Below are 11,387 nucleotides of genomic sequence, written 5' to 3'. Positions count from 1 at the left end.
GCCACCCCGCTCACGCTGACGGGCGTGAAGCTGCCGGCGGACACGTTGCTCGCGGTCTGGCCGGAGGCCAGGGTGATCGCCGCGGTACGGCCGCTGGCGTTCACGTCGCTGTCGACGGCATCGTTGCTGCCCTGGTCCTGCGCCGTGAAGCTGGTGCCGGCCAGGGGCGTGAACTGCACCTGATAGGTGCCCGGCGCCACGCCGGTGAAGCTGTAAGCACCCCCCGTGCCGGTGGTGGTGCTGGCCACGGCCGTACCGGCAGCATTGAGCAGCTGCACTGCCATGCCGGCCCGGCCGTTCTCGCCCGTGCCCTGGATGCCGTCGCCGTTGCTGTCGGTGAAGGCCACGCCGTTGATGGCCGCAGGAACGAAGCTGCCGGCGGAAACATTCGCGGCAGCCTGGCCGCTGGACAGGGTGAGAGCCGCGGTGCGGCCATTGGCGCCGACATCGCTGTCGATGGCGTCGTTGTTCCCCTGGTCCTGCGCGGTGAAGACGTTGCCGGCAGGAGCGGCGAACTGCACCTGATAGGTCCCGGGCGCCACGCCGGTGAAGCTGTAGGCGCCGCCCGTGCCGGTGGTGGTGCTGGCCACGGCCGTGCCGGCCGCGTTGAGCAGCTGCACGGCTTGCCCGGCCACCCCGGCCTCGCCGGTGCCCTGGATGCCGTCGCCATTGGTGTCGGTGAAGAACACGCCGCCGACGCTGACCGGGGCATAGGTGCCGGCCGACAGGTTGGTGGCGCTCTGGCCGGACGCCAGGGTGATGGCCGCCGTGCGGCCCGTGGCCGGGTTGGCGTCGCTGTCGACGGCGTCGTTGCTCCCCTGGTCGGCGGCGGTGAACACCGTGCCGGAAGGGGCGACGAACTGCACCTGATAGGTGCTGGGGGCCAGGCCGGCGAAGCTATAGGCGCCGCCCGTGCCGGTGGTGGTGCTGGCCACGACCGTGCCGGCGCTGTTCAGCAGTTGCACGGTCCGCCCGGCCACCCCGGCCTCGCCGGTGCCCTGGATGCCGTCGCCGTCGCTGTCGGTGAAGAACACGCCGCTGAGGCTGACGGGGGCATAGGTGCCGGCGGACAGGTTGGTGACGGCACTGCCGGAGCTGAGCGTCACGGCCGCGGTGCGGCCGGTGGCCGGATTGGCGTCGCTGTCGACCGCCGCGTTGCTGCCCTGGTTCTGGGTGGTGAAGGCATTGCCGGCAGGGGCGGCGAACTGCACCTGATAAGTCCCGGGCGCCACGCCGGTGAAGCTGTAGGCCCCGCCCGTGCCGGTGGTGGTGCTGGCTACGGCCGTGCCGGCGCTGTTCAGCAGCTGCACCGACAGGCCGGCCGTGCCCGGCTCGCCCGTGCCGCGCACGCCGTCGCCGTTGGTGTCGGTGAACACCACGCCGCTGATGCTGGCGGGGATGTAGACGCCGGCCGAGATGTTGGCGGCGCTCTGGCCGGAGGTGAGGGTCACCGCGGCCGCCCGCCCGGTGGCCGGGTTGGCGTCGCTGTCGACCGCGTCGTTGCCCCCCTGGTCGGCGGCGGTGAACACCGTGCCGGCAGGGGCGGCGAACTGCACCTGGTAGGTGCCGGGGGCAATGCCGGTGAAGCTGTAGGCGCCGCTGCTGCCCGTCGTGGTGGTGGCCACGACCGTGCCGGCGCCGTTCAGCAACTGCACGGTCGCCCCCGCGACCACCGCGTCGCCCGTGCCCCGGACGCCGTCGCCATTGGTGTCGGTGAACACACTGCCGGAAAGGGTGACGGGCACGTAGACGCCAGCGTTGACGGTGTTGCTGCTCCCGGCCACGACCGAGATGGCGGCAGAGCCGGCGCTGTTGACCTTGCTGCCGGTGGTGCCGGTCGCCGTGGGCGAGAAGCTGTCGCCCGAGGGCGGCGTGACCACGACGGAATAATTCCCCGCCGCGACGTTGTTGAACCGGTACTGGCCGGTGGCATCCGTGACGTCGGTGCTGACCACCGTGCCGCTGGAATTCAGCAGGCGGACGGTCACGTTGGCCACGCCGGCATCCGTGCTGGCCGGGGTGCCGTCGGCATTCGCATCCAGGAACACGGTTCCCGCCAGGCTGGCCGGGGCACTGTCGAAGCCAACGATCCGGTTCGTCCCGGCGTCCGTCGCGGTCACGCTGGCCGGATTGCCCGTTTGGCCCGCGGTGGTGGGAATCGTGGTCGCGGCGTAGGCGACGTCGGTGAACTCGAAGGCCGGGGTGGCCGTGGTCAGGACCGCGCGCGTGTAGCTGATGTCGATGAAGTTGAGGTTGACGTAGAAGGAGCCGTCCGCGCCCTGCGAGCCGTTCGGGGCGGCCGCGACATCGGCCCCGGTGATCGTGTAGACCAGCGTGTTGCCGTTGTAGAACCGGATCACGTTGCCGGCGTCGATGGACCCCCAGTTGAGCCCGAAATACTTCTGGGCCGAGGCGAAGTTGAAGGTGATACCGTTGCTCGCGCCCGGCTCCGAGGCCAGGTAGTTGCCGGCCTCGCCATAGGGGGTCGCCGCAACGCCGCTCGTGCTCCCGTGGTACACGCCGGAGCCGTTGGCGAAGGCGATCGTGTTGCTGGATCCGAAGCGTAGCGTGTTCGACGTCACCAGGCCGCTGCCGCTCGACGTCCCGAGATTGAGCAGCGTCACCGCGCTGTTGTTGGGATTGGTCGACAGGCTCGTGTCGATGGTGACGGCCATGGCTTCCTCGGCGTTCTTCTCGGGATCGGTTCCTCGATCAGGAAGAACCGGGGCAGGGGGCGGTGCGGTGTCCGGAAGGGTGGGTGCTCAGGATGAGGGCGGTGCGCCGCCGCCGGCCTGCCGGGGACCGGCACGGCAAGGTCCCGCATCCCGGCGCCCCTGAGGGCACCACGGGCTCCGCGCCGGCCTGCTGCCGCGAACCGCGCCGCGGCGCGCGGACGCGCTGTTCCACCCAGGGCCGCGATCACCGGCACTGGTGGCGGGGATACCGTGGAGCACGGCGCAGCGGATGACCGGGGTGAAAGCGATGCGCTTCGGGCGGATCGGGGGCCGAACGGAAATGCTGTTCCAGGACGCCTTTATCGCGTCCCGGGATGTATCCGTGTTCTGGTCAAACAGAACGATGCCGGTGATCCGGGCGCCGTAGGCCATAGCCGACTTCCGTGCGTGCTGAGACAGTGTCTGCTTAAGTTAGAGTTAACCACCTTTGATTGCAAAGACCTTAAGTAAAATAATCTCAGGTTGTAGATTTTGTGATCAGCTGCGGAAGTGAGTCCCTCCGGCTGATCCTGCTCGCGTGCCGGAACCCCAGCCAACCCCGCACATTCGGAGCAGGGGAGGGGAGCGCCATTCGCTGGTCCGCTCTCCTCGATGCGCTGGAACACCCTGCCCGGGCACCCCGGCCCAACGTGGCCATCAGCCGAAGGCTGCATCCACCTCCCGTAGCAGCTCCGACGCACCGTTCCCCGTCCTGTTCCCAAGGCCTCCGAGCAGTTTCCCCCCCGGTAGCTATGGCCCGGGCCATGGCTGTTCTGCGCCGTTGTCTGGCCCGTGGCGCAAGGGTAGGCAGCGCTTGAACGCATATAAGAATGTCTTTATACGACATCTCAAAGGAACGGTTCCATGCCCGCACCCCTCGCCGTTTTCCGTGCCCTCGCCGACCCCACCCGGCTCCGCATCCTGGCGCTGCTGCGCGAGATGGAATTGTCGGTGGGGGAACTCGCGCAGGTGCTCGGCCAGAGCCAGCCGCGCGTGTCCCGCCACGTCCGCATCATGGCTGATGCCGAGCTGTGCGAGCGCCGGCGCGAGGGAAGCTGGATCTTTCTCAGCCTGGGCAAGGCCGGGCGGTCCAAGCCGCTGCTGGCCGCCATCGACGGCTGGCACGACCCTTCCGCCGAGCGCTGGCGGGTGGCGGATGCGGTCCGCCTCGCCGCCGTGCGCAGCGACCGGGTGGCGGCGGCGGAGGCCTTCTTCAACGCCCATGCCGCGGAATGGGACGCGATCCGCTCCCTCCACGTCGCGGAAACGGAAGTGGAAGCTGCGGTCACCGCCATCCTGGCCGCCGCCCCGATCGGCCGGCTGGTGGATATCGGCACCGGCACCGGCCGCATGATCGAGCTGCTCGGCGCCCGTGCCGAGCGGGTGACCGGCATCGACCGCAGCCCGGAGATGCTGCGCCTCGCCCGCGCCAAGCTCGCCCAGGCCGGGCTGGAGCAGGCCGAGCTGCACCAGGGCGACATGTACGCCCTGCCGCTGGCCGACGGCAGCGCCGACTGCGTGGTGCTGCACCAGGTCCTGCACTACGCCCAGGCCCCCGCGGCCGCCATTGCCGAAGCGGCACGCCTGCTCGCCCCCGGCGGGCGGCTGCTGGTGGTGGACTTCGCCCCGCACGAGCGCGAGGAGCTGCGCGAGCGCGGCGCCCACGCCCGGCTGGGCTTCGACGATGCGCAGGTCGCCGGCTGGTTCGCCGCCGCCGGCCTGGAAACCACCGCGGTCCGCGAGCTCGCGGGCCACGCCCTCACCGTGAAGCTCTGGCTCGGCGCGCAGGCGCCCCGACACCTGAAGGCCGTGGCATGATCCCTCTCTCCTTTCGCCAGCTCTCCGACGCGCAGGCCGCCCTGGCCGCGCCACTCTTCGCCGACGTGGCCGGCGACATCGCCGTGTCCTTCGAGTTCTTCCCGCCGCGCACGGAGAAGATGGCCGAGGCCCTGTGGGGCGCGGTGGAAACCCTCGCACCCCTGGCGCCGCGCTTCGTGTCCGTCACCTACGGTGCCGGCGGCTCCACCCGCGAGCGCACCCACGCCACCGTGGCGCGCATCGCCCGCGAAACCGCCGTGCCCGCCGCCGCCCACCTGACCTGCGTGGATGCCAGCCGCGACGAGATCGACGCCGTGGCGCGCGCCTACTGGGAGGCCGGGGTGCGGCACATCGTGGCGCTGCGCGGCGACCCGCCGGAACAGGGCACCGCCTTCACCGCGCATCCCCAGGGCTATCGCAGCGCGGCCGAACTGGTGGCCGGGCTGCGCTGCATCGCGCCCTTCGAGATCTCGGTGGCCGCCTATCCCGAATGCCACCCCGAGGCCGCCAGCGCCGCGTCCGACCTGGACAATCTCCGGCGCAAGCTGGATGCCGGCGCCACCCGCGCCATCACCCAGTTCTTCTTTGCGCCCGAAACCTATTTCCGCTTCCGCGACGCCGTGGCCGGCGCCGGCATCGACGCGGAGATCGTGCCGGGAATCCTGCCGGTTTCCTCCGTGGCGCAGACCCGGCGCTTCGCCGGCCAGTGCGGCGCGCAGATCCCGGACTGGATGGACCGACTGTTCGAGGGGCTGGACGACCGCCCCGCCGCCCGCGCGCTGGTGGCGGCCACCGTGGCGGCGGAGCATTGCCGCAAGCTCTATGCCGGCGGCGTGCGGCACTTCCACTTCTACACGCTGAACCGCGCCGAGCTCGCCTACGCGATCTGCCACCTGCTGGGCAAGCGTCCCACGGCGCCGCAGCCAGCGCTGCTGGCGCCGCAGGACGCCGCGGCATGAGCGCCGGCCTCACTCCCTCCCGCGCGGCGGCCGCCTTCCGCGCCGCGGCGGCGGAGCGCGTCCTGCTGACCGACGGCGCCTTCGGCACCATGATCCAGGACTACAAGCTGAGCGAGGCGGATTACCGCGGTGCGCTGGACCTCGCCCTCGACCAGAAGGGCAACAACGACCTGCTGGTGCTGACCCGCCCTGACGTGGTGGACGCGATCACCCGCGCCTACCTCGCCGCTGGCTCCGACATCGTGTCCACCAACACCTTCAACGCCAACACCATCAGCCAGGAAGACTACGGCGCCGCGCACCTGGTGGGCGAGATCAACCGCGCCGCCGCGCATATCGCCCGCGCCGCGGCCGACGACGCCGCGGCCGCTGACGGCCGGCCGCGCTTCGTCGCGGGTGCTGTGGGCCCCACCAACAAGACACTGTCCCTGTCGCCCGACGTCAACGACCCCGGCTTCCGCGCGATCGACTTCGACACGCTGAAATCCGTCTATGCCGACCAGGCCGCGGCGCTGATCGAGGGCGGCGCCGACTTCATCCTGGCCGAGACGATCTTCGACACCCTCAACGCCAAGGCGGCGATCCTGGCAGTGCGCGAGCTGGAGCAGGTGCTGGGCCGGGAGATCCCGATCATGCTCAGCATGACCGTCACGGACATGTCCGGCCGCAACCTGTCCGGCCATTCGGTGGAATCCTTCTGGAACACCGTGCGCCACGCCCGGCCGCTGACCGTGGGCCTCAACTGCGCCTTCGGGGCGGAGCTGCTGCGGCCGCACGTGCAGAACATCGCCGCCATCGCCGATGCGCCGGTGATGGTCTATCCCAATGCCGGCCTGCCCAACGACCTCGGCGCCTACGACGAGCAGCCGGAAACCACCGGCGCCTTTATCCACCAGTGGGCGCAGCAGGGGCTGGTGAACGTGGTGGGCGGCTGTTGCGGCTCCACCCCCGCGCATATCGCCGCCATGGCCGAGGCGGTGCGCGGCTTCGGCCCGCGCCGCCTGCCGAAGCGACGGCCGAAACTGTGCCTCGCCGGCCTCGACCCCTTCGAGATGGCAGCCTAGCTCCGCCGTGGGGGCGCGGCGATTGCCCCGGCCCGCAGTACCGCCGCGGCCCGGTGCCGGCCGCCGCCTGCGCCACCGGGCGCATCCCGGGTGGCCGCCTCGCGCCAACCTCTCCCAGCCGCCCCGCCGACGCGGGCGCAGCCCGACGGACCCCGCATGAGCAACTCCACCGCCGCCGTTTTCGTCAACATCGGCGAGCGGACCAACGTCACCGGCTCCGCCGCCTTCAAGAAGCTGATCATGGCCGGCAACTATGCCAAGGCGCTGGAGGTCGCGCGCAGCCAGGTCGAGAACGGCGCGCAGGTGATCGACGTCAACATGGACGAGGGCCTGCTCGACGCCGAGCACGCCATGACCACCTTCCTGAAGCTGATCGGTGCCGAGCCCGACATCGCCCGCGTCCCCGTGATGATCGACAGCTCCAAGTGGAGCGTGATCGAGGCCGGGCTGAAATGCGTCTCGGGCAAGCCGATCGTGAACTCGATCAGCCTGAAGGAGGGTGAGGCCGAGTTCCTGCGTTACGCCCGCAAGGTGATGAACTACGGCGCCGCCGTGGTGGTGATGGCCTTCGACGAGACCGGCCAGGCCGACACCAAACAGCGCAAGGTCGAGATCTGCGCCCGCGCCTACGACCTGCTGATGGGCATCGGCTTCCCGCCCGAGGACATCATCTTCGATCCCAACCTCTTCGCCATCGCCACCGGCATCGAGGAGCACCGCCGCTACGCGCTGGACTTCATTGAGGCCGCGCGCGAGATCCGCGCCCGCTGCCCGCACGCCCATATCTCCGGCGGCCTGTCCAACCTGTCCTTCTCGTTCCGCGGCAACGAGCCGGTGCGCCGCGCCATGCACTCGGTGTTCCTGTTCCACGCCATTCCCGCCGGCATGGACATGGGCATCGTCAACGCCGGGCAGCTCGACGTCTACGACGCCATCGACCCGGAACTGCGCGACGCCTGCGAGGACGTGATCCTCGACCGCACGCCCGCCGGCGGCGGCGACGCCACGGAACGGCTGATCGCGCTCGCGGAACGCTTCCGCGGTACCGACACGGCCGCGGAAAAGGCGGCCGAGGAGTGGCGCGGCTGGCCGGTGGGCAAGCGGCTGGAGCACGCGCTGGTGAAGGGCATCGACGCCCACATCGTTGCCGACACGGAGGAAGCCCGCCTCCTCCTGCCGCGCCCGATCGAGGTGATCGAGGGGCCGCTGATGGACGGCATGAACGTGGTGGGCGACCTGTTCGGCAGCGGCAAGATGTTCCTGCCCCAGGTGGTGAAGTCCGCCCGCGTGATGAAGAAGGCCGTGGCCCACCTCCTCCCCTTCATCGAGGCGGAAAAGCAGGCCGGCGCCCGCACCAAGGGCCGCATCATCATGGCCACCGTCAAGGGCGACGTGCACGACATCGGCAAGAACATCGTCGGCGTCGTCCTGCAGTGCAACGGCTACGAGGTGATGGACCTCGGCGTCATGGTGCCCTGGACCGAGGTCCTGAAGGCGGCCGTCGAGAAGGACGCCGACATGATCGGCCTGTCCGGCCTGATCACCCCCTCGCTGGACGAGATGGTGACGGTGGCGACCGAGATGCAGCGCGCCGGCATGGCCATGCCGTTGCTGATCGGCGGCGCCACCACCTCCAAGGTGCACACGGCGCTGCGCATCGCCCCGGCCTACGAGGGGCCGGTGGTACACGTGCTGGACGCCAGCCGCGCGGTGGGCGTCGCCTCCACGCTGATGAGCGACACCCAGCGCGACGGCTTCGTGACGCAGGTGGCCAAGGACTACGCCGCGGTCCGTGCCGCGCGGGAGGGCAAGGGGCAGAACGCCCTGGCCCCGATCGCCGAGGTGCGCGCCAACGGCTTCCCCCTCGACCTCGCGCGCAAGCCGCCGGCGCCGCGCCAACCTGGCCGCCACGTGCTGGACTGGCCGCTGGCGGAGCTGCGCCGCTTCATCGACTGGACGCCCTTCTTCCAGGCCTGGGAACTCGCCGGCCGCTTCCCGGCCATCCTGCAGGACCCGGTGGTGGGCGAGAGCGCCCGCGGCCTCTGGGCCGACGCGCAGGCCATGCTGGACCAGGTGATCGCGGAGAACTGGCTGGGCGCCCGCGGCGTCGCGGCGCTGTGGCCCTGCCGCCGCGACGGCGACGACGTGCTGGTGCGGGCGGGGGAGGGCGCCAACGACGAGGTCCGGCTGCCCTTCCTGCGGCAGCAGATCCGCAAGCGCGAAGGCCGGCCCAACCAGTGCCTGGCGGACTTCATCGACCCAGAGGGCGACTGGATCGGCGGCTTCGCGGTGGGCATCCACGGCATCGAGCCGCACCTCGCCCGCTTCCGCGCCGAGCACGACGACTACCGCGACATCCTGCTCAAGGCGCTGGCCGACCGGCTGGCCGAAGCCTTCGCCGAAGCGCTGCACGCCCGGGTCCGCGCCGAGCTCTGGGGCTACGCCCCCGGCGAGGACCTGCCCGCCGAGGCGCTGATCCGCGAGGAATACGCGGGCATCCGCCCCGCGCCCGGCTATCCCGCCTGCCCCGACCACAGCCTCAAGCCGATCCTGTTCGACCTGCTCGGCGCCACGGAGGCCACCGGCATCACCCTGACCGAGAGCTTCGCCATGCTACCGACGGCGGCGGTATCCGGCTTCTATTTCGGCCACCCGCAGGCCGAATATTTCGGCGTGGCGCGGATCGGCCCGGACCAGCTGGAAGACTACTTGCCGCGCCGTGGTGTGGACCGCGCCACCGCCGAACGCTGGCTGCGCCCCAACCTCGACTGAATGCGCTTCCCGGCCGCGCGTGCCCTGCGCGGCCCATACCTTGCCGGAGACTTCGATGCGACGACCCGCCGTGCCCCCGGCCCCCCTGCTGGCGGCCCTGTTCCTGCTCGCGCCGCTTCCCGTCGCCGCGGCCGCCGGGGAGGACCCCACGGTGGTCACCGCCCTGCCGGAGGTGGTGGTCACCGCCCGCCGGCCGGACAACGACGCCCTGGCCCGCACTCCCGCGGCCACCACGGTGATCGACCGCGCCACGATCGAGGAGCGCGGCTACGTGTCCCTGGCCGACGCACTTTCCGCCGTGCCCGGTTTGCGGGTGGTGCAGACCGGCGGCCCTGGCCAGCAGGCCAGCGTCTTCCTGCGCGGCACCAACAGCCGGCACGTGCTGGTGCTGCTGGACGGCGTGCCGGTGAACGACCCGTCCGACCCCGGCGCCGCCTTCAACTTCGGCGACGAGCTGGTGAACCTGGACGTGGAGCGCATCGAGGTGCTGCGCGGCCCGGCCTCCTCGCTCTACGGCTCGCAGGCCATCGGCGGCACGGTCAACATCGTGACCCGCCGCGCCCCCGCCGACCGCGCCTTCGCCCCCTTCGGCGAGGTCGCCGGCGGGTCCAGCCGCACGCTGCGCGCCGGCGGCGGCGTGGCCGGCACGCTGGACCGCTTCGACTACCTGCTGTCCCTCAACACGCTGAGCACCCGCGGCTTCGACGCCACCGCCCCGCGCTTCCGTTCGAACACCGGCGAGGATGACGGCTTCCGCGGCGCCGCCGCCACCGCGCGGCTGGGCTGGCGCCCGAACGACACCAGCCGCATCGAGGCGCTGCTGCGCTGGCGGGAGAACCATTTCGGCCTGGACGAAGTGCCGGAGGACGACCCGAACCATTCCGGCGAGAGCCGCCGCTGGTACGGCCAGCTGCGCGGCGAAACCACGCTGTTCGGCGCCTGGACCACCGGCCTGCGCGTCGCCCGCACTGAAGACCGCCGCCGTTTCGTGAACGAGCCGGACAACAACTCCCTGGCCGCCACCCGCGACCTGTACCGGGGCGAGCGCACGGTGCTGGACTGGGGCAACCAGCTCCGCCTGCCCGATCTCGGCCCCTTCACCGACAGCCACCTGGCCTTCGGCGCCACCTTCGCGCGCGAGGAGGTGCGCCAAGCCTCCGGCAGCGCCTTCTTCCGCACCACCGTGGACGCGCGCAGCGACAGCGGCGCCGGCCACCTGTCTTGGCAGGCGCGGCTGGGCCGGCTGGACCTGTCGGCGGGCCTGCGCGGCGACGCGGTGGAGGATGCCGGCAGCGCCGTCACCTGGCGCACCGGCGCCGTGCTGCAACTGCCGGAGATCGCCTCGCGCCTGCGGGCCACCGTCGGCACCGGCTTCGCCGCATCGTCGCTGTACCAGCGCTACGGCCGGATCGCCGGCTTCTTCTCGGGCAACCCCGACCTGCGCCCGGAACGCTCCCTGTCCTGGGAGGTCGGCGTGGACACCGACATCCCCGTCGGTGGCACGGCCGACTTCGCCACCCTGGGCGCGACCTATTTCCAGACCCGCATCCGCGACCTGATCAACTTCGACGCCGCCTTCACCACGCTGGAGAACGTGGACCGCGCCCGCATCCGCGGCGCCGAGTTCAGCCTGACCCTGCGCCCCGCCGCCTGGCTCTCCACGACAGCCGCCTACACGATCACCGACGCGCGCGACCGCGCCACCGGCGAACGCCTCGCCCGCCGCCCGGAACACCAGCTGTCCGTGAACGCCAGCCTCAAGCCGCTACCCGGCGTGACGATCGCCCCCGAGGTGCTGTTCACCGGCCGCTCGCCCGAAGGTGCCTTCGCCTCCTACCGCGACGACGGCACCGCCTTCACCGAGGCCCGCTCCAACAAGTCCGGCACGATCGTGAACCTGGTTGGCACCTGGCAGGTCACCGAACCCGTCGCGGTGTTCGTGGAAGGCCGCAACCTCGGCAACAGCCGCTTCGAGCCGGCCAATGGCTTCGTGGTGCCCGGGCGGTCCCTGCTCGTGGGAACCCGCCTGCGGCTGTGAGGCGCGCCGCGGCCGCCGCGGC

6 protein-coding genes are annotated in these 11,387 nt (G+C 71.3%); 5 read left to right on the top strand and 1 reads right to left on the bottom strand.

The annotated features are described in order from the left end of the window. On the bottom strand, window positions 1–2,675 hold a 2,675-nt coding region (locus tag ACLIBK_RS22870; RefSeq protein ID WP_415389620.1), incomplete at its 3' end, for an SdrD B-like domain-containing protein. A 903-nt stretch (window positions 2,676–3,578) separates the two neighbouring features. Between ACLIBK_RS22870 and ACLIBK_RS22865 the strand changes: the two genes are divergently transcribed. The 5 genes from ACLIBK_RS22865 to ACLIBK_RS22845 all read left to right on the top strand — a co-directional run bounded on the left by ACLIBK_RS22865 (window position 3,579) and on the right by ACLIBK_RS22845 (window position 11,365). Continuing rightward, window positions 3,579–4,532 (top strand): ArsR/SmtB family transcription factor, encoded by a 954-nt coding sequence (locus ACLIBK_RS22865; RefSeq protein ID WP_415389619.1) that lies wholly within the window; start codon window positions 3,579–3,581, stop codon window positions 4,530–4,532. Continuing rightward, the gene (gene metF, locus ACLIBK_RS22860) at window positions 4,529–5,491 is read left to right on the top strand and encodes a methylenetetrahydrofolate reductase [NAD(P)H] (RefSeq protein ID WP_415389618.1); all 963 of its coding nucleotides are present in this window, start codon (window positions 4,529–4,531) and stop codon (window positions 5,489–5,491) included. Before ACLIBK_RS22865 ends, metF begins: the two co-directional genes overlap by 4 nt. Next, window positions 5,488–6,555, top strand: coding sequence for a homocysteine S-methyltransferase family protein (locus tag ACLIBK_RS22855; protein WP_415389617.1), 1,068 nt, complete (start codon window positions 5,488–5,490; stop codon window positions 6,553–6,555). Before metF ends, ACLIBK_RS22855 begins: the two co-directional genes overlap by 4 nt. Window positions 6,556–6,711: 156 nt before the next feature. Further along, entirely contained in the window at window positions 6,712–9,327 is a 2,616-nt protein-coding gene (metH, locus tag ACLIBK_RS22850) for a methionine synthase (RefSeq protein ID WP_415389616.1), read from the top strand. A gap of 55 nt (window positions 9,328–9,382) precedes the next feature. Continuing rightward, on the top strand, window positions 9,383–11,365 hold the full coding sequence (locus ACLIBK_RS22845) for a TonB-dependent receptor plug domain-containing protein (protein ID WP_415389615.1): 1,983 nt from the start codon (window positions 9,383–9,385) through the stop codon (window positions 11,363–11,365). Window positions 11,366–11,387: the final 22 nt, after the last annotated feature.

The organism is Roseomonas sp. BN140053 (assembly GCF_047690175.1).
GTDB lineage: Bacteria > Pseudomonadota > Alphaproteobacteria > Acetobacterales > Acetobacteraceae > Roseomonas.
The sequence above is the reverse complement of the archived record's forward strand: the minus strand, read 5'-3'. Positions and strand labels throughout refer to the sequence as shown.

Coding starts and splice junctions, on each gene's coding strand:
- ACLIBK_RS22865 (WP_415389619.1), top strand. CDS start 3,579: ATGCCCGCACCCCTCGCCGTTTTCCGTGCCCTCGCCGACCCCACCCGG.
- metF (WP_415389618.1), top strand. CDS start 4,529: ATGATCCCTCTCTCCTTTCGCCAGCTCTCCGACGCGCAGGCCGCCCTG.
- ACLIBK_RS22855 (WP_415389617.1), top strand. CDS start 5,488: ATGAGCGCCGGCCTCACTCCCTCCCGCGCGGCGGCCGCCTTCCGCGCC.
- metH (WP_415389616.1), top strand. CDS start 6,712: ATGAGCAACTCCACCGCCGCCGTTTTCGTCAACATCGGCGAGCGGACC.
- ACLIBK_RS22845 (WP_415389615.1), top strand. CDS start 9,383: ATGCGACGACCCGCCGTGCCCCCGGCCCCCCTGCTGGCGGCCCTGTTC.